Below are 19332 nucleotides of genomic sequence, written 5' to 3'. Positions count from 1 at the left end.
AAGTTATACCAAAAAACATGAAAGTACTCGTTTACAGTGCCAAGGATTTTGAGATAGACCATTTAAAAAAAGTGAACGATGGCAAACACAACTTAAAGTTTGTGCCGGAAGCGCTCAATGCCACGACCGCGGTAATGGCAGCTGGCTTCGATGCCATCTGTATATTCTCCAATGATGATGCCTCTTTGGTGGTACTGGAAATTCTTCAGGATCTGGGAGTAAAATATATAACACTACGATCTACGGGCTACAATAATGTAAGCGTTAAGTCTGCCAAGCGGATTGGGCTCAAAATCGCTTATGCTCCGGAATATTCGCCACATGCCATTGCCGAACATACAGTGGGACTTACTTTGGCAATAAATCGGAAGTTGATTTTGGCCAATGCCCAGGTGCAACAATATAATTTTATGTTGGACAATCTGATCGGTACTGAAATCTTTGGCAAAACCGTGGGTATTTTTGGAACAGGTAGAATAGGCTCTATTTTAGTAAAGATCTTTCATGCTTTCGGGTGTAAAGTATTGGCGAACGATATAGAACGTAACCAGTATTTGGAAAACCATTACGAAGTGGAGTATGTTCCCTTGGAAGTACTGTGCCGTAGATCGGATATAATCAGTATCAACACGCCATTGACCTACGAAACACACCATATTTTTAATAAAACGCTGTTCTCCGTTATGAAAAAGAGGGCATTGTTGGTGAACACAGCTCGCGGTGGGATCGTAAAGACCAATGATGTTATAACCGCCCTTAAAAATGGAAATCTTGGAGGGTATGCAACCGATGTTTATGAACAGGAAAGGGGTATTTTTTTTAAGGATAACGGTAAATCGGGCATTGCCGACGAGCTGTTGAAAGAGTTGATCGATATGCCAAATGTGTTATTGACCCCTCACCACGCTTTTGCCACCAAAGAGGCGCTTGAGCGCATTGCGGAAACCACCATTTATAACTTGGATTGTTGGGAGGAGGGCAGGAGCTGTAAAAACGAATTGGGGTTCCAGACAATCACTTTATAGAAGCGGACTTAAAAGTTTGGCAAAACCTTCGATCAGTTTTTTGCCCCAAGAGCGCGATTTAAATTTTTCGTAATCGGACAAGAGGGTGGACTTATCACAATCCGACAAAAAATCGGATTTCATTTTGCGGCAAAGCTCGTTGTCGTAGACAAAAACTTGTGCCTCATAATTCTGCTGCAGGCTCCTGTTGTCCAAATTGGCCGTTCCAATGCTTGCAATCTCATCGTCGCACAACATTACCTTGCTATGTAAAAAGCCTTCTTCGTACAGATAAATTTTTATACCTGCCTTTAGATAAGATTCAAAATAGGCACGCACACACCAATCCACCAACTTGATATCGGTACTGGAGGACATTAATATCTTTACATCCACCCCGCTGAGCGCTGCGGTGATCAATGCTTGTAAAATGGCGTGATTGGGAATAATATAGGGATTAACGATGTAGAGGTATTTTTCCGCACTGTTTATTATGGAAAAATACACTTGCTCCATAACATCAAAATCGTCGTCGGGGCTACTGGGAACCATTTGGAGCGATGTGTATTTTTTTTGCGTCCGGTAGATATTTAATGTATTCAGGTCTACTTTTTTTGCACTTGCCAGAAACCAATCGGTTACAAAAGTGCGGTTGAGGAAATCCACAGCTTCGCCTTCAATTTTTAAGTGGGTATCGTGCCATTTGCCTAGAGCGGGATCTCCTTTCAGATATTTGTCGGAAATATTGATGCCCCCCGTAAACCCGATCTTATTATCGATAACTATGATCTTTCTATGGTTTCTATAGTTAAGGGAAGAAAGGAATCTTCCAAATTTAAAAGGCAGGAACTGTGCCGTCTCCACCCCGATGCCCTTGAGTTTTTTTAAATACTTTTTGCTTAGGGAGTAGCTGCCAATACCATCATAAAGGAGGCGAATGGTGACATTTTCAGCTACCTTTCTTTCAAAAACCTCCAATAATTTATCGGCCAAAAGACCGTCCTCGAAAATATAATATTGCAAATGAATATGCTCTTTGGCTTCCTCCAAGGCATTAAAAATGCTTTCGAAAGTGTTTCTTCCATCTTTGAGCAATTCTAAATGGTTATAACAGGTAACCGGGCATTTGGAGGTATTGCTGATCAAAGAAGTGATTTTTTCCTTGTTTGCTGAGATCCCTGGACGACAATCTTCATTTTTAAATTGATCATTTGGAGCAATTTGATGTTTTTGGGAGAACATTTTGCTTTTCCGTCGGTTTCGGCCAAATAAAATATAAAGAAGTGCACCTGCCACTGGGATGGTAAATATGGCCAAAAGCCAAGCCAGCGTTTTACTGGGGCGTACACCGTTCAGCAAAAGGCTGATCACCATTGTTAGGGAGATGATTACATAAAGTGTAATAAGAATGGGAACGAGCATCTTTGTATTGGATACAATTTGTAAACCACCGACAAGTTAGCAAAAGTAATTGGTGGGTACGCGTCTTTCAATCGCAAAATTGAGATAAACATTTATGACCCCTTCTTTTAAGAAGGGGTCATAGGATCAAATAAAATCCTTAATGCTTTCGCCAAGGTCGTAAACGGGCACTTTTTGATTTTCCTTAGCTATTATACTGCTTCCTGCGGCGCTACGGTACCCTCCTGCGCAGTGAACAATTATAGGTTTGTCCAAGGGTATTTTGGAAATTGATTTCCTTAAATCGTTCAAGGGTATTGCAATAGCTTTTTCAAAATACTTGCCCTCCTCAATTTCACTTTGGTTTCGGATGTCCACAATGGTGTATTTATCTGGATGGGTTTTAAAATCGGACAAATTCAATCGTTTACTCCCAACACTTTTGTCTTTGTCCATTGTCAAAACCAAATTCAGCTGTTTTTCGTATCCGATCTTTGCTACCCGTTGCAGTATATTTTCGAGGTCCTCCGGATTTTCAACAACAAGGCTAAAAGGTTCTTCGGGCTGAACAATTGCCCCTAGCCATGTTTCAAATTTAGAGTCTTCTGAAGTTGCCATAATATTGATGCTGCCCGGTAAATGCCCTTTTTTAAATTGGACTTCGTCCCTCACATCAATAATTAAACCATCAGTGCCATAGTTTAAACGAAAAGGCACTTTGGATATTGATGTTCTTAAATTTTCAGGGCCTCTTCGGTTCACATCCACATTAAAGCCGAAGTAAGAGGGTATAAAGGGTTGGCTGTCCAAAAGCGTATCCACAAATTCATCCTTGGATTGTGATTTAAAGGCCCAGTTTCCCATTCTTTCGTTGCCCAGGGTACTACTGTTGTCGGAGCTTAAGTTTTTGCCGCATAGAGAACCGGCACCATGTGCGGGATAGACCAAGGCTTCATCGGGCAGATTCTTAAACTTGTTTTGGATGGTATGGTACATCATTTCGGCAAGTTCTTGACGTTTTGCTGTCATGTTGCCCGCTTTTTCGCGCAAATCGGGTCGACCGACATCACCAATAAAAAGGGTGTCCCCTGTAAACAAAGCTGTTTTTCCGTCTTTTTCCGCAACAATGGTAATACTATCTGGAGAATGCCCAGGCGTATTCAATGCCGAAACTTTAATACTGCCGATCATTAAGCGGTGTCCTTCATCAAAAGGTTTAAAGGCATAATCGGCACCCAAATCTTTGCTGTGATATATGGAGGCCCCTGTTTCCTTTGCTATTTGTACATGGGAGCTCACAAAGTCTGCATGAGGATGGGTTTCAATTACAGCGACTATTTTTGCATTATGTTCTTGTGCAAATGCATAATACTGCATAGGGTTCCTTTCTGGATCTATAACGGCCACTTCACCATTGTCCACAATTGCATAGGAATAGTGGGCTAAAGGCTTATATTCAAACTGTTTTATTTCCATAATTTGAGATTTTAGGATGCCCTTTTTAGGGCATCCCATGATTATTTTTTTATATGCTTCTCTTGGCAAGGTACCAATCTACCTTTTCCAAGGAATCATCTGCAATTCTCTCGTTCAATTCATCCAAGGTCTTGGGAGGAGAAACTATAACTTTATCTCCTTTTTTCCAATCCAAAGGCATGGCGACCTTATGCTTGTCCGCCGTTTGAAGTGCCTTTAGTGCACGCAGTATTTCGGCCATATTTCTACCAACGTTTAGAGGGTAGTACATGATCAATCTAATTTTTTTGGAAGGATCTATAAAAAATACAGCTCGTACAGCGGCAGTTTCACTTTCGTTAGGTTGAAGCATGCCGTACAATTTGGAAACCTTCATGTCCAAATCCGCAATAATTGGGAAATCGAAATATACGCCGGTGTTTTCCCTAACATTTTGTACCCATCCCAAATGGGCGTGGATACTATCTATACTTAATCCGATAAGTTCGGTATTCAATGCGTCAAAATCGCCCTTTCTTAGAGCAAAACCACTCATCTCAGTGGTGCAAACAGGGGTAAAATCTGCAGGATGTGAGAACATTACTACCCATTTATCCTTCGCAAATTCGGAAAATTTTATTTTACCCTTGGTTGTAACAGCTTCAAAATCCGGTGCCAAATCGCCAATTCGTGGCATCTGATTTACTTTTTGATTTTCTAAATAGGAATTTTCCATAGTAATATAGATTATGTTTATTATTATTTAATATGTGATAAAAATAGTTTATGGTATGATATTGGGAAGTAACGTTTGTTACATAGGACCTATTTACTTCGGTAATTAGGGTTGTAAAGTATTGGGTCGATAATTATGGCCAGTTATTAAATTTTATAAAGAAGTGTAAAAACATTATCCTCTGGCAAAGTTTTGATTATACGATATATTGAGGACAATAGTAAAACTAAGGTAATAAGTACCGAATAATGGTTATTCATTTTCGCTTGTACAACTAAATCTCCATATCCAAAATTAAATTTACAGAGAACCGATTCCAAAAGAGTGCAAGAATTTTATATCTTAAACACCGATTGATGAAATGGACTTGTTAAATAAATTCCAGTTTTGTTGATTTTAGGTTAAAATTAACATAGTGCCAATAGGGGGCTACTTAAATTTAAGATGTTCTTGAGCAAAAAGGGTATTGATTTTTAACGATAACAGCTCAACGGATAAACTCAAAAATAAAATCAAATAACTAACAAATGAAAAGAAGAAACTTTATGCAGTATGCCGGTATGGGGGCAGGGGCAATGATGATGCCTTCGCTCCTAATGGGAAATTCTATTTCCGCCGAGGCATTGCTGGAACCAGGTATGGACATTGTCCTAAAAAAGAAAATGGCGGATGTTGCCCTAAATACGGCAAAATCCATGGGAGCTACTTATGCCGATGCCCGGATAGGAAGATATTTAAATCAATATGTTTTTACTAGGGAAGATAAAGTGCAAAATGTAGTCAATACAGAATCCTTCGGGATTGGAATTCGGGTCATTGCCAATGGTACCTGGGGATTTTCTTCCACCAACGATGTTACCGAGGATGGCATTAAAATAGCAACGCAACATGCAGTTGCAATTGCGAAGGCCAATTCAAAAATCCAAAAGGAACCAGTTGTATTGGCTCCAGTACAGTCCCATGGCGAGGTTTCTTGGAAAACCCCGATCAAAAAAGATTTTAAAGAGGTGCCCATATCCGAAAAAGTCGACTTGCTTTTGAGCGCAAACGCTGCCGCTATGGAAAATGGCGCCAACTTTGTCAACTCTGCTTTGTTCATGGTTAATGAGCAAAAGTATTTTGCCTCAACGGATGGGTCGTACATAGATCAAGATGTACATCGAATTTGGCCAACGTTCAATGTTACCGCCATCGACCGTTCGGCCGGTAAATTTAAATCCCGCCAAGCATTGAGTGCCCCAATGGGAATGGGCTATGAGTATATGGACGGTCTAGGATCAGAAAAACTTTCAGGTCCGGAAGGCATAAAACTGTACAGTAAAAGCTACGATATTGTTGAAGATGCTACCATGGCTGCAAAGCAGGCCAAACAAAAGCTGACAGCAAAATCGGTTGAAGCCGGTAAATACGATCTGGTACTCGAACCCAACCATCTCGGCCTTACAATCCACGAATCTGTGGGGCATCCCTTGGAGCTGGACCGTGTTCTGGGCTATGAGGCCAATTATGCAGGAACCAGTTTTGCAACCATGGACAAATGGAAAACCAAGAACTTTAAATATGGTAGTGATATTGTAAACATTGTTGCCGACAAGACCCAAGAGGGATCTTTGGGAGCTGTTGGATACGATGATGAAGGTGTACAGACCAAAAAATGGGACTTGATAAGAAATGGTGTTCTGGTAAACTATCAAGCCATTCGAGATCAAGTACATATGATCGATCAAAACGAATCGCATGGCTGCTGTTATGCACAAAGTTGGGAAGATGTTCAGTTTCAGCGCATGCCGAATGTGTCTTTGGAGCCAGGAACCGAGAAGTATTCCTTACAGGATATGATCAAAGATGTGGAGAAAGGAATTTATATTTTGGGCCGTGGATCATATTCCATTGACCAGCAGCGCTACAACTTCCAATTTGGAGGAACATTGTTCTACGAAATAAAGAATGGTGAAATTGTAGGAATGTTGGATGATGTAGCATATCAATCGAATACCCAGGAGTTTTGGAATTCTTGTGTGAAAATTTGTGATAAGGACGATTATAGGATGTTTGGTTCGTTTTTCGATGGAAAAGGACAACCTTCGCAAATCAGTGCGGTCTCGCATGGCAGTTCTACATCAAGGTTTAACGGGATCAATGTTATTAACACAGGAAGAACCATTTAAGGTGTATTTTAATTAAAGATAAAGACAATGGCAATATATACAGAACTAGAAGCAAAAAATATTTTGGAAAAAGCATTGAGTTTTTCCAAGGCCGACGCTTGCGAAATAAACCTGAGTGGGAGTAACAGCGGAAATATTCGATATGCTAGAAATACGGTATCGACAGCAGGCTATAGGTCAAGCCAAAGTTTGGTAGTGCAATCCAGCTTTGGAAAAAAGGTAGGTACGGCAACCATAGACGAATTTGATGATGCATCTTTGGAAAAAGTGGTAAGAAGAGCTGAAGAATTGGCGAGATTGTCGCCTGAGAACCCAGAATTTATGCCTCCGTTGGGGCCTCAAGAATACGATAAGTCCATTACTTATAAAGAAGCCACGGCCAATGTAACTCCGGAATATAGAGCGGAAGTGGCGAACAAGAGTATTGTGCCTGCCTCGGCACAAGATGTAACGGCAGCAGGCTTTTTGGATGATTCAGAGTCGTTTTCGGCCATGATCAATTCCAATGGTCTGTTCGCATATAACCAATCGACCAACGTGGACTTTACCGTAACCATGAGAACCAATGATGGTACTGGGTCAGGTTGGGTAACACGGGACTACAACGATATTTCTAAGTTCGATCCTGCCGAAGCATCAAAAACCGCTATAGATAAAGCTGTTATGTCCAGGGAGGCACAGGCAATTGAGCCGGGTAAATACACGGTTATTTTGGAGCCTGCCGCATCATCAGGTCTGTTACAAAACATGTTCAGATCTTTTAACGCAAGATCTGCTGATGAAGGCCGCAGTTTTATGTCTGCAGCGGATGGTGGAAATAAATTGGGGCAAAAAATTGTGGACGAAAGAGTTAACATATGGTCCGATCCGTTACATCCAGATGTGCCGACTTCCACTTGGAACGGTGCAGGTCAGCCGTTAAAGAAAACAACATGGTTGGAGAACGGTGTTGTTAAAAATTTGGCCTACGACCGCTATTGGGCAGAGCAAAAAGGCGTAGATCCAGTTCCTTTTGCAAGCAACGCAATAATGGAAGGAGGAGATGAAACCCTAGAAGACATGATCAAAGGAACCAAAAAAGGAATTCTTGTAACCCGGTTTTGGTATATCCGTAGTGTTGACCCACAGACTTTATTATATACCGGTTTGACCAGGGACGGAACATTTTACATCGAAAATGGACAAATCAAGTTTCCAGTGAAAAACTTTCGATTCAATGAGAGTCCGATAATTATGCTCAATAATTTGGAATCACTTGGACAACAAGTAAGGATCAACGGAAATTTAATACCCTATATGAAGATTCGTGACTTTACCTTCACCAGTCTTTCGGATGCAGTATAACCAAATACAATGATAAAGCTGGTGGTCAATATGGATATGACCGCCAGTTTTTATTTTTTGAAGCCTACAATCCATATGTCATTGGATAACGAATTCTTTTTTACACGATTGCAGTACGAATCAGGGGATTGGGACGTTGATCAACGTATGCCTTCCAATTTGTTGAACTCCTTGGTGGAGTACACCACATTAAAAGTGGATACCCAGGAGAAAATCATAACTCTTGCCAGTGATGAAATTTTCGAAAGTCCGTTTTGTTATATATCTGGTCATAAATTGGTTCAGTTTACCAAAAAGGAGCGCGAAAATTTTGAGAAATATGTCCAGAATGGCGGTTTTGTATTTGCTGATGATTGCAATCACGATATCGACGGTCTATTTGCCAAATCATTTGAGCGTCAAATGGAAGAAATATTCGGTCCGGGTGAGTTGCGGAAAATTCCCAATGATCACGAAATTTATACCATATTCTTTGAGTTTGAGGATGGTCCACCCACAACTTCCCAAGAACTGAACGGTTGGGGAGACGACCTTGTCCACGATTACCTAAAAGCAATTGTGGTGAACGGACGGATCGGTGTTCTCTATAGTAACAAGGATTATGGCTGCGAATGGGATTACGACTTTCGGAACAAACGCTGGTACAAAATAGACAATACCCGATTCGGGGTGAATATTGTGTTATATGCTTTAACCTCTTAACTAAACGAATTTGGATAAAGAACTACAACAAATTGCAAGTGAAGTAGAAGGGCTCTCGGAAAAACTGAAAGCCCTGAAAAAGGAAATTGGAAAGGTGATCATTGGTCAGGAAGAGACCGTTGCCCAACTGTTGATTACCTTTTTGGCAGGTGGACATGCCCTATTGGAAGGTGTCCCCGGATTGGCAAAAACTTTGATGATACGGACCCTTTCGGATGCAATTGACCTGAAATTCAAAAGGATACAGTTTACTCCAGACCTAATGCCCTCGGATATCATCGGAACAGAAATATTGGAAGAGGACCATACCACGGGCAAAAAATTCTTCAAGTTCAACAAGGGACCAATTTTCTCCAACATTATTTTGGCAGATGAGATCAACCGCACCCCACCCAAAACGCAGGCAGCACTCTTGGAAGCTATGCAGGAGTTCGAGGTGACCTACGGCGATAAAACCTATAAACTGGACAGGCCATTTTTTATTTTGGCCACCCAAAACCCGATAGAGCAATCAGGGACCTTTGTATTGCCAGAGGCACAACAAGATAGGTTTCTGCTATACATCAAAATTGGCTACCCTACAGATAAAGAAGAGACCGAAATTTTAAAGGCAACCACCGGAACCAAAAAGGCACAATTGAACAAGGTGTTGTCAGGAGATGATATTATACGATTACAACAGTTGGTTCGGGAAGTTTCTATAAGCGATGGATTGATTCAATATGTGAGCGATGTGATACGCGCCACCCGGCCCGACACCACTTCGGTGGACTACGTGAAAAAGTGGGTCGATTGGGGAGCAGGCCCACGTGCAGGTCAAGCCATGATTTTGACCGCCAAGGCCAATGCGCTTTTGGAAGGCCGATTGGCCGTGACTTTGACCCATCTAAAATCTGTGGCCTTGCCGGTATTGAGACACAGGGTACTGGTCAATTTTAGGGCAGAAGCGGAAGGCATCACCTCAGACACGGTGACTAGACACATTCTAAAAATCATTCAAGTTGAAGATGGTAAATAGAGATTTTGAATTTTATTCTATTTTAAAGGATGGTTAATATTAGGTTACTTGAATTTTTTGGTGGAATTGTCTTTTGGATTCTGAATGGATTTAAAGGAAAGTTTAAGGACATGATTGATAAACAATACTCAGCGATTATAGGTCTCGTATTTGTTACAATTCTTACTATAATCCTTACTCAATGGTTCTAATATTTAGAGTTTATTAAAAAATAATTAATGGCAACAAGGGACTACCACGACCTTTTGAAACCTGATGTAATCAATACGGTATCGGGCCTCAGCCTGATTTCCCGTATTGTGGTGGAAGGTTTTACCTCCGGTCTGCACCGCAGCAAGAGCTTAGGACATGGTATGGAGTTCAGCCAATATAGGGGTTATGAGCCTGGCGATGATTTACGGTTGCTGGATTGGAAAATGTTGGCCAGATCAGGCCGCTACTACATTAAACAATCAGAAGTGGAAAGCCACGTCACCGTTAAGTTTATCATGGATGCCAGTGCTTCCATGGAACATGAAGAGAATGGGATTTCCAAATTGGAATTCGCGCGCGTCATGATTGCTTGTCTTTCCCTTTTGGCACAAAAACAAGGTGATTCTGTCGGGCTTTTTGCCTTAAATGAAGATGATTTTGTGAGTATATATCCTAAGGCGGACCGAAAGCATTTTAACCGTTTGCTGCTGGAATTGTTGGGTATATCCACCAAAGGAAAATGGCCCGAGTTTTCCGTTGCCTCAAGAAAAATCCATAATAGAGGGGAAAAGGAACTCGTTTTTTTCTTGACCGATATGTACGAAGATGTTTCCGAGCTCTCCGATTTTGTCAAAAACCTGAAAACCGCGCACAACGAGGTCGTGGTAATTCAAATTATGACGGGTCGTGAAATGGATTTCGATTACAACAAATCCGTCACTTTTGAGGATTTGGAAACCGGGACCAAGGTCAAGGTGGATGTCAACAAGGCCAAAGTTGGGTATTTGAAGGCATTGGACAACAAAATAAGACAGACCAAAGAGCAATTGCTCTCGCAAGGGGTACACTATCATCTGTTCCGCATGGACGATGATTTGGGTGATGCCCTCCAATTATTTTTAAAGGAACGTATTCGATTGGTGTAAATGGTTTTTGCGAATCCAACATATCTCTGGGCACTTTTGGGACTTTTAATCCCCTTGGCCATTCATTTGTGGAGCAAAAAGGAGGCAAAGACCATAAAAATAGGGAGTGTCGAGTTATTGGACGAATCCAATTCGCGCCAATCCAGCAGCCTTCAATTAAACGAATGGTTGCTCCTGCTGTTGCGTATGCTGATTTTGGCACTTATCGTATTGTTGATGGCGGGCCCACAATGGCGTACCAAGGGCAATCAACAACAGGTTACCTATTTTGTGGAGCCTTCGCTGGCCAACGAGCCCACTTTGACCACAATTTTGGATAGTTTACAAGAAGATGAATCCGTAAGGTTGTTTGCCAACGGATTTCCGGAATGGGATTTGGATGCGGATTACCGAGCGGAACATGAGACTCCCAATTATTGGCAATTGGCACAACGATTGGATTCGTTGCGTTCGGATAGTTTAGTCGTATTCACCAAAGCTCTTTCCAAAGGATTTCGTTCCAAACGACCAAACACAGCTAAAAAAATTCATTGGATAGTACTCGAGCAGGAAGAATTTGTAAAAAATAACGTTGTCGCAACTAAAAATAAAGAAGATATTTTCCTTTTTAGCACTCTAGGCAATGGAATGGTTACTCAACTACAAAAACAAAAAGTAGGCCAAGGATATACCATTAGTGCCTCTGGTGATAGCTTGGTGTTGCCAGACGAATACCGGACCATTGTTCCCATGTTGGAGCAACCTTCTCTTGCAATAAACTTGTATGCCGAAGAAGATTTTAAAAGAGAAGTACAATATATTAAAGCTTCATTAAAGGCATTGTCCATTTACTTGAACTGGGAAATATCGATTAGGGAAATAGAGAGTATTTCCAACGTCGGAAACGGAGATATGAACATATTCTTAGGTCAAGAGCCACGGTATCCTCTAGAAGGCAAATGGTTGGTTTTTAACCAAAGTACACTGGCAAAATCATTGATCGAGCCTAGTGCACATAAAAACCTCTTTTACTTAACAGCTAGGTTGGACACCAAAAGAACGGTAGAGGAGCATTTTACCGAACAATTGCTCAATATTTTAGATTTGGACCACTATTTTGCCCAACGGATTACAGCACTGGACAATAGGCAATTGGATGAATCTCAGTTTGCACCGAACTATAAGGCTCCAATTCACAAAAAGGAAAAAGCCATGTTGGTGGATGTGTCCCATTGGTTGTTTTGGTTGTTAGTTGGCTTGATCTGTTTGGAACGAGCATTATCCAAAATTAAAAAGCAATGACAGGAGCCAATGCTATTTTACGGTTTCAGAAGCGATGGCAGCAGTCCATTTATGTGGAGGTGTTGCTCTATGCTATCGGATCGGGGGGATGCATATTTATTTTGACCCAAAAAGTAGGTTTTGGGATTCTAGGGTTCCTAGTCACCATTTCGGTTTTAATACCACTGTTTAAACCATGGAGAGTGAATGCCGAAAGGACTGTGGCATATATAGATGCCCATGTGGTCCAAGCTGGTTTTAGTAGCGGACTTTTGCTGGTGCCGGCTAACGAACTTTCTGGTTTGTCCAAACTACAAAAGCATAGAGTAATTGCGCAATTAGAGTCAGTTTTAACCAAATTAAGGCCACCAAACCAATGGAACAGGGCTACTATGGTCATGTTGGGGCTACTAGTTCTGGGCTTACTTGGAAACAGTGCTCTACAATCGATCAATGGATATACTCAAAAAAGCGATACCAAGAAAAACATAATAAGTTTTGTTCCCAAGGATAGTTCGGATGCATTACAACCAATTCCTGAACTTACCCGAACCAGTATTTCTATCCAATACCCAAGTTATACGGGTGAAGAAACCCAATACACATCGGTCCCCAATATTAAAGCAGTTGAGGGGTCCAGAGTAAATTGGAGCTTGGAATTTGATAGAAGTGTTGAAGAAGTTGAAATGGATTTGTTAGGCGAGAACATCGGTTTTACAAAAGCTCAAGAATCGTACCGGTTGACAAAGATTCTGGAAACATCCGGATTTTACAGTTTCATGTTCAAAGATGAACAGGGAAACGAGCATATCAGTGACCTGTATTCGTTGGAAATATTCAAAGATGAGCCTCCAGTAATCGAATTGAAAGGATTGGACAATTACAGTTACTTCGAATTCAAAGACGAAAAACAAATACAATTCAATGCCAGTATAACGGATGATTTTGGAATACAGGACGCTTACATAATAGCTACTGTTAGCAAAGGATCTGGTGAATCGGTGAAGTTTCGTGAAGAAAAATTAAGTTTTGATGATACGCTGGTAAAAGGGAAAAAACTGAATCAATTTGACAAATCGTTGGATTTGGATGACCTTAAAATGGATCCAGGAGATGAACTGTACTTTTATGTAGAAGCTATTGATCAAAAAGCGCCTAAGGCCAATGTAGCACGCAGTGAAACGTTTTTCGCGGTAATCCGCGATACGGTAACCGATGTATTTGCCGTGGAAGGCAACTTGGGGGCGGACTTAATGCCCGATTATTTTAGGAGTCAAAGACAATTGATCATCGATACAGAAAAATTGATTGCCGAACAATCCAAAGTAACGGAAAAAGAATTCAAGTTCAGGAGCAATGAATTGGGTTTCGATCAAAAACAACTTCGTTTAAAGTATGGGCAGTTTATGGGCGACGAAACAGAAATGCAAGCTGCTGCTGGACAAGTATCCCACGAAGAGAACGATCACGACGATGATCACGACCACGAAGAAGGTGAGGAGGGCCTATTGGACGAATATACCCATAAACATGACAGTGAAAACGAGCATAATCTAGTTGAACGGCAAGACCATGATCACGATCACGACCATGAAGATCAAGAGGTTGCCAATGATCCGCTACACGAATATGTCCACGATCATGGTGACCCGGAAGCATCTACCCTTTTCGAAAAGTCCTTAAAGGCCAAACTCCGAAGTGCCCTTAGTATTATGTGGGATGCCGAATTATATTTAAGGCTTTATGAACCTGAAAAATCTCTACCGCATCAGTACAAAGCATTAAAAATAATTCAGGATATTAAAAACAGTGCACGGATCTATGTACACCGTATCGGGTTCGATCCTCCACCCATTAAAGAAGAAAGTAGACTAAGTGGGGATATTGATGAAATAAAAAACTTTGATAAACGTGAAGAGTTTACCTATCGCCCAACATTTGCATCAACACGAAAAGCGATAGCTCGATTGGAGGAGCTCATTCATAACAAAACAACTTTTGATGAAACTCACAATATTAGTTTTAAAGAAGCTGGGAACGAGTTGGCCCGGAAAGCAATTTCGGAACCTGTAAAATATCTTAAGGTATTGAGAGGGCTTCGTGATTTGGAAAAAGTGGACAACCGGACCATAATAAAATTTAAAGAGGTGCAGACCGAACTACTTTCAGTACTTCCGGAAGTGGAAAAAATTCCAATGAAGACACCAAGGTTCCAAGATGAAATCGATCTTTTATTTTTAAAAGAACTGAGTATTTATGAGTGATGGAGTGGTATTTTTAAATCAGCAGTATTTTTGGCCAACCGTAATATTGGGAGCCTTTTTATGGGGCATTTTTATTTGGAAGGAATGGGAGCAGCCCAAAAAATCAAAACTTTGGATAAATGTAATTATCTCTTTTTTTGCGGTAGCGGGGCTTGTTCTTATATACTTAAAGCCCGGTACATGGCAAAACGCTACTAAAGGAAAGGGCATCATATTAACGCAGGAGTATCGTCCCGCCCAATTGGACAGCCTTAAATCAATATATAAAAGAATAAGGACCGAAGATTATACCGAAGGAAGAACCCTCTCAATAACAAAAGAACTGGATACCTTGTTCGTGTTGGGCAATGGTCTGGAAAATTTTGATCTATGGCAACTCAAAGAAAAGTCAGTTACTTTTTTAGGAGGGCAGCCGATTTATGGATGGACGAAAATCTCCTTTGATGATAAAATTCAGTTGGGAGAACTATTGCATGTACATGCCAAATATAAAAGCCCTACACATGGGCATTGGGCCATATTGACGGATAATGGTGGTAACCCATTGGATTCCATTTTCTTTGAAGATGTGGAGGAGCAGAATATCAGACTATCGGCGCGGCCAAAGGCAAGTGGTAGGTATGAATATCGACTTGTAGAAAAGGATCGATCCAACAACATTTTATCCGAAGAACCAATTCCTGTCCAAGTACTGGAGGGTCACCCCTTAATAGTACTGATCGTGAATGCGTTTCCCACTTTTGAAACAAAATACCTCAAAAACTATTTGGCAGAAAAAGGGCATCAAGTTGTGGCCAGAACACAGCTTACCAAAGGAAAATATAAATTCGAATATTTTAACGGAGCGACCAATCCGGTATATCGGCTTTCCGAGGAGGTGTATAAGAATTATGACTTATTGATATTAGATACTGAATCCTATTTGAGCCTAGGTTCGAGGGCACGCAGATCAATGAAGGAATATCTCGAAAAATATGGAACAGGTGTATTTGTTCAACCAAACGACAAGACTTTTTCGTTAGCTAGCCCACAAAGTCCTTTTCTATTTACGAGCAATTATCAAGAAGAAATTGTTTTAGGAGAGTCCTCCACTGTACTAAAAAAGTATCCGTTTGAATTTCAGTTGGATATTCGTACACATCCAATAAAGATCGATTCAACCTCCGTGGGCGCTTATGTAGCTATCCAAAAAGGAAAGTTGGGTACTAGCTTGTTAAAAAATACATATAGGTTAATATTGAATGGACAATCGGAATTGTATGGTGAGTTATGGTCCCAATTTGTAAACGAGGTATCAAAAAGGAAGGATAAACCCTTACAATGGACTGCTCTTACTACGACACCAAGAATTGATCAACCATATAATTTTAAAGTGCGGACTGGGATCGAAGGTATTGAAGTTGTTACGGAAAACGGGGCTCGCATACCTTTGCTGCAAGATTTACTGTTACCAAGTAAATGGACAGGCACCCATTATCCACGAGAAGTAGGATGGAACGTACTTAAGGCAACAAATGATTCATTGGAACCACATTCCTATTATGTCTATAGCCATGATCAGTACAAATCAATATCAAAAGCAAAAACAGTACAGGCCAATATGCGTGAGTTCGATACCAAAAAGACATTTAGTTCAATCAATACTGAAACTAACAGCGAAATACGACCCATTTCCACTATTTGGTTTTATCTGATTTTCTTATTGTGTTCGGGATGGTTGTGGTTAGCACCCAAACTAACCGGCCACTAATTTCAAATTAGTGGATTTACGGGTAGGTCCAACTGCTCAAATCGGCGCCTTGCGGAGCACTTTCGGCAATTCGTTTCATAATTTTTGGTACATACATGGAGTTGTATCGTAAACGGCTAATGGCGTTGGGAAGTTCCGGGTCGCCGTTCCAGCAATGCTCAGCGCGGTCGCCATACAGCACTTCGCCCTCGTAATAGGGCTCTGTGGTGCTTTCCAAAAAGTCTTCCATCAAATAAACCGCATTGTTCAGATAGTAGTTGTCCATATCTCCGCAATAGATATGAATCTTGCCCCGCAGTTTTGGACCTAATTTGTCCCAATCGCGTTCCAGTATGTGTCTTAGATCATAGTTTTCTTTCCAATACTCGGCAACTTCGTGGTCAATATCCCCTGTCAATTTATCCCAGATCCTTACCGGATAACCATCTTCCCCTTGAGGGGAATAGGTAGCTTCCCAAATATCCCATTGTTGCCCAGATCGGGATTTGTCGCCAAGCACCAGTTCCAAATGATTGCCTTGTTTTAAGGTGGATTGAATGTCGCCCAGATAATCCCTATGGGAAGGTACCTCCAGTTGTTTATGTGCCGAATCGTAGTAATACGCATTGTCATCCTCATAAATATTGGTGAGGCAATACGCTCTAAAATCTATGGGGTCGGGACAGGCAGCAAAACAACCGTTGTATTCATCCGGGTATTTTACTTGGACCGCGAGAGCCTCCCAACCACCAGTGGAACCTCCGTACAAAAATCGTGACCAACCTTCTCCCATACCCCTGAACTTTTTTTCGATATATGGTATGAGTTCATAGGTAATGGCATCGCCATAGGGGCCTTGACTGGCTGAATTTACCGCGTAGGAGTCATCATAATAGGGGGTGGGGTGTTGAATTTCAATGATCAAGAAGCGGGGAAAGTCTGGCTCGTTCCATCTTTTGTAAAAATCATAGGCTTCTTGTTGCTGTATAATATTGTAGCCTTCCAAATCAAATCGTGCAGAATATTCGGGTTCTAAATTGGGGTCGGGCGGGGTGGTCCTAAATCCGCCAAAATCCTTTGGAAAATGTCCATGGAAAACCATTAACGGATATTTGGCCTCTGGCTGTTCATTAAACCCTTTGGGCAAAAGTACATGTGCACCCAGATACATATCCCTCCCGTAGAATTCCGATAATTTTTCGGATTTTATTTTGATATGTTTTATCCAATCGGTGTCTTCCGGCTCGGGAATCGGGGGGATTTCCTGATCCATTACGACGGAAATATTTTCGATACCGTTTTCTCTAACCGTAATTTTAAAAGGTTTACTATACAGGTTTCCGGGAGAGGTATTCCAATGTTGGCCCTCCCCATTGTCCATGGGCAGTTTTACCGTATGACCTGTACTTAAATTGAAAGTTTCATACACGTGCAATAGCGCCTGTACATTGTATTCTCCAGGTGGGACATCGGATAAACTTGGGTAGGGGTACCCAAATATGGATTCATCAAAAGTGAAGGTTTCATCGGGTTCCATACCCTCTACGTTCATCCCAAAAATGAGTTGTGTGTTTAACCCATCATTAATTTGAAAACGTGGTTCCTTGCTATCGTCCGTTGAAAGCATTAGAAGTAAGCGGCCATCTTTGCTTAGCTCACTTGCCGCTTGGTCAAAAGATACTTGAATTTTGTGGTTTGTTTTATTGTTCTGTACGCAGGAAAATAAAAGCAAGGCTGCACTACAGACAAAAAAAAGTTTTTTGGTCATCTTAGTTGGCTTTGGATAAATAAGATAACCCATTCTTTTCACATACAAAAAGGTATCTATACTTATTCTGGTCAGCAGGAAGGTATTCGTCAAGCATAAAATCACAATATCTTTTAAAAATATTATGTGTATTGCCCTATATTGTATAAGAATTTTAATAAACAAACTGAATATTGTTATGGTACACAAAAATCGAATCATACTGCTCATAATTGCGATTGTTCTATCTGCAGCGCCAAGTTATGCACAAGATAATTTTGGTGGATTGGCCCTTTATACGGTTAGGGACGATATGGGGGAAGATGCTAAAGCAACATTACAGGAAGTGGCTGATGCCGGATATGCCTATATTGAAGCTGCAGGTTACGACCATGGGAAATTTTACGGTATAGAACCTCAAGCATTTAAAACCTACTTGGACCGTGTTGGTTTAACGCCTGTAAGCACGCACATGGGAGGAGTGACTATGGAAAATGCGGACCAACAGATTGCGGATGCCAAGGCGGCTGGTTTTACGTATTTTACCATTCCTGTTCCGCCAATGGGCATGTTTACCTTTGACCGTGAAAGCATGACTATGGGAATGGATGGATCTGTTGAGGATCTCGCCACTATTTTGACCACCCTTGGTAAGAAGTGTGAGGAGGCAGGCTTAAAATTATTGTACCACAACCACGATTTTGAGTATAAGGAGAATGAAGATGGGGTTGTACCTATCGACTATCTTTTGGAGAATACCGACCCCGACTATGTAAACTTTCAGATGGATTTATATTGGGTAACCCGGGCAGGGGCCGATCCGGTCGCTTATTTTGAAAAGTACCCGGGTAGATTCAAACTATGGCATGTGAAGGATATGGACAAAGAGGGTAAATTTGCCCCAGTTGGCGAAGGAACCATCGATTTTAGTAGAATTTTGAAGAAAAAAAAAGCTTCGGGTATGGAAAACTACTTTGTTGAACAAGATATGACTTGGGACAAAAAGCCTTTGGAAGTGATAAAAATAAGCCATAAAGGACTGAAAAAGATAGGGTTTCAATAAAGGAGACCTGGATTGATCAAGCTGATTGGGCAGAAAAAAACCAAGAAATTAAAAAAATATTTTTTACAATCGGTTACATTAGTATCTTTGCACCCGCAAACTTAGGTCGCGTAGCTCAGCTGGATAGAGCATCTGCCTTCTAAGCAGACGGTCGAAGGTTCGAATCCTTCCGCGATCACAACACTCTACAAACCACGCTATTTGGCGTGGTTCTTTGTTTTATGTAAAGTCCGAACACAGTTCGAGAACTTGAAATTAAATATAAAACGACAAGGATAATTGCTTATTTAGGTAGGGTATAACCTAAGGAGATACCATTTCTT

At 41.1% G+C, this 19332-nt stretch carries 14 protein-coding genes and 1 tRNA gene; 11 read left to right on the top strand and 4 right to left on the bottom strand.

The window, feature by feature from the left end; genetic code table 11:
* Positions 1-17 precede the first annotated feature (17 nt).
* Positions 18-1025, top strand: coding sequence for a 2-hydroxyacid dehydrogenase (locus ACXAFK_RS10835; RefSeq protein WP_474957764.1), 1008 nt, complete (start codon positions 18-20; stop codon positions 1023-1025).
* Here the strand turns inward: ACXAFK_RS10835 and cls are convergent.
* The 3 genes from cls to ACXAFK_RS10820 all read right to left on the bottom strand — a co-directional run bounded on the left by cls (position 1020) and on the right by ACXAFK_RS10820 (position 4596).
* Positions 1020-2426: a cardiolipin synthase gene (cls, locus tag ACXAFK_RS10830; protein WP_474957763.1), complete on the bottom strand. Its 1407-nt coding sequence runs from the start codon at positions 2424-2426 to the stop codon at positions 1020-1022. The two genes, ACXAFK_RS10835 and cls, sit on opposite strands and share 6 nt — an antisense overlap.
* A 126-nt stretch (positions 2427-2552) precedes the next feature.
* Positions 2553-3881: an MBL fold metallo-hydrolase gene (locus ACXAFK_RS10825; RefSeq protein ID WP_293299201.1), complete on the bottom strand. Its 1329-nt coding sequence runs from the start codon at positions 3879-3881 to the stop codon at positions 2553-2555.
* 49 nt (positions 3882-3930) lie between these two features.
* Positions 3931-4596 carry a peroxiredoxin gene (locus ACXAFK_RS10820; RefSeq protein WP_474957762.1) on the bottom strand — a complete coding sequence of 222 codons (666 nt, stop codon included), beginning with the start codon at positions 4594-4596 and terminating at the stop codon, positions 3931-3933.
* 527 nt (positions 4597-5123) lie between these two features.
* Here ACXAFK_RS10820 and ACXAFK_RS10815 point away from each other — a divergent pair.
* From ACXAFK_RS10815 to ACXAFK_RS10780, 8 genes are all read left to right on the top strand, one after another.
* Positions 5124-6764, top strand: a complete 1641-nt coding sequence (locus ACXAFK_RS10815) for a TldD/PmbA family protein (protein WP_474957761.1) — start codon at positions 5124-5126, stop codon at positions 6762-6764.
* A 27-nt stretch (positions 6765-6791) separates the two neighbouring features.
* Positions 6792-8108: a TldD/PmbA family protein gene (locus ACXAFK_RS10810; protein WP_474957760.1), complete on the top strand. Its 1317-nt coding sequence runs from the start codon at positions 6792-6794 to the stop codon at positions 8106-8108.
* 81 nt (positions 8109-8189) lie between these two features.
* Positions 8190-8810: a DUF4159 domain-containing protein gene (locus ACXAFK_RS10805; RefSeq protein ID WP_474958165.1), complete on the top strand. Its 621-nt coding sequence runs from the start codon at positions 8190-8192 to the stop codon at positions 8808-8810.
* Positions 8811-8820: 10 nt separating this feature from the next.
* The gene (locus ACXAFK_RS10800) at positions 8821-9828 is read left to right on the top strand and encodes an AAA family ATPase (protein WP_474957759.1); all 1008 of its coding nucleotides are present in this window, start codon (positions 8821-8823) and stop codon (positions 9826-9828) included.
* A 218-nt stretch (positions 9829-10046) separates the two neighbouring features.
* Complete coding sequence (locus tag ACXAFK_RS10795) at positions 10047-10946, top strand: DUF58 domain-containing protein (protein ID WP_474957758.1); 900 nt, start codon at positions 10047-10049, stop codon at positions 10944-10946.
* Positions 10947-12227, top strand: coding sequence for a BatA domain-containing protein (locus ACXAFK_RS10790; RefSeq protein ID WP_474957757.1), 1281 nt, complete (start codon positions 10947-10949; stop codon positions 12225-12227).
* A complete protein-coding gene (locus ACXAFK_RS10785) occupies positions 12224-14470 on the top strand; it encodes a tryptophan-rich sensory protein (protein ID WP_474957756.1) in 2247 nt (748 codons plus the stop codon). The genes ACXAFK_RS10790 and ACXAFK_RS10785 overlap by 4 nt, the downstream gene beginning before the upstream one ends.
* Positions 14463-16220 (top strand): hypothetical protein, encoded by a 1758-nt coding sequence (locus ACXAFK_RS10780; protein WP_474957755.1) that lies wholly within the window; start codon positions 14463-14465, stop codon positions 16218-16220. The genes ACXAFK_RS10785 and ACXAFK_RS10780 overlap by 8 nt, the downstream gene beginning before the upstream one ends.
* Positions 16221-16236: 16 nt before the next feature.
* On the opposite strand, the gene ACXAFK_RS10775 is transcribed toward ACXAFK_RS10780, so the two are convergent.
* Positions 16237-17967: an alpha/beta hydrolase-fold protein gene (locus tag ACXAFK_RS10775; RefSeq protein WP_474957754.1), complete on the bottom strand. Its 1731-nt coding sequence runs from the start codon at positions 17965-17967 to the stop codon at positions 16237-16239.
* 178 nt (positions 17968-18145) lie between these two features.
* On the opposite strand from ACXAFK_RS10775, the gene ACXAFK_RS10770 reads away from it, so the two are divergent.
* Together ACXAFK_RS10770 and ACXAFK_RS10765 are read left to right on the top strand one after the other, a co-directional pair.
* A complete protein-coding gene (locus ACXAFK_RS10770; protein WP_474957753.1) occupies positions 18146-19009 on the top strand; it encodes a sugar phosphate isomerase/epimerase family protein in 864 nt (287 codons plus the stop codon).
* A 104-nt stretch (positions 19010-19113) separates the two neighbouring features.
* Positions 19114-19187 (top strand) — tRNA-Arg (locus tag ACXAFK_RS10765).
* The last annotated feature ends 145 nt before the right edge of the window (positions 19188-19332 follow it).

Source organism: Flagellimonas sp. ABD4_174, assembly GCF_056160185.1.
The sequence above is the reverse complement of the archived record's forward strand: the minus strand, read 5'-3'. Positions and strand labels throughout refer to the sequence as shown.

What these genes read in the sequence shown, in the direction of transcription:
- ACXAFK_RS10835 (WP_474957764.1), top strand. Translation starts at nt 18, where the DNA reads ATGAAAGTACTCGTTTACAGTGCCAAGGATTTTGAGATAGACCATTTA.
- cls (WP_474957763.1), bottom strand. Translation starts at nt 2,426, where the DNA reads ATGCTCGTTCCCATTCTTATTACACTTTATGTAATCATCTCCCTAACA.
- ACXAFK_RS10825 (WP_293299201.1), bottom strand. Translation starts at nt 3,881, where the DNA reads ATGGAAATAAAACAGTTTGAATATAAGCCTTTAGCCCACTATTCCTAT.
- ACXAFK_RS10820 (WP_474957762.1), bottom strand. Translation starts at nt 4,596, where the DNA reads ATGGAAAATTCCTATTTAGAAAATCAAAAAGTAAATCAGATGCCACGA.
- ACXAFK_RS10815 (WP_474957761.1), top strand. Translation starts at nt 5,124, where the DNA reads ATGAAAAGAAGAAACTTTATGCAGTATGCCGGTATGGGGGCAGGGGCA.
- ACXAFK_RS10810 (WP_474957760.1), top strand. Translation starts at nt 6,792, where the DNA reads ATGGCAATATATACAGAACTAGAAGCAAAAAATATTTTGGAAAAAGCA.
- ACXAFK_RS10795 (WP_474957758.1), top strand. Translation starts at nt 10,047, where the DNA reads ATGGCAACAAGGGACTACCACGACCTTTTGAAACCTGATGTAATCAAT.
- ACXAFK_RS10790 (WP_474957757.1), top strand. Translation starts at nt 10,947, where the DNA reads ATGGTTTTTGCGAATCCAACATATCTCTGGGCACTTTTGGGACTTTTA.
- ACXAFK_RS10785 (WP_474957756.1), top strand. Translation starts at nt 12,224, where the DNA reads ATGACAGGAGCCAATGCTATTTTACGGTTTCAGAAGCGATGGCAGCAG.
- ACXAFK_RS10780 (WP_474957755.1), top strand. Translation starts at nt 14,463, where the DNA reads ATGAGTGATGGAGTGGTATTTTTAAATCAGCAGTATTTTTGGCCAACC.
- ACXAFK_RS10775 (WP_474957754.1), bottom strand. Translation starts at nt 17,967, where the DNA reads ATGACCAAAAAACTTTTTTTTGTCTGTAGTGCAGCCTTGCTTTTATTT.
- ACXAFK_RS10770 (WP_474957753.1), top strand. Translation starts at nt 18,146, where the DNA reads ATGGTACACAAAAATCGAATCATACTGCTCATAATTGCGATTGTTCTA.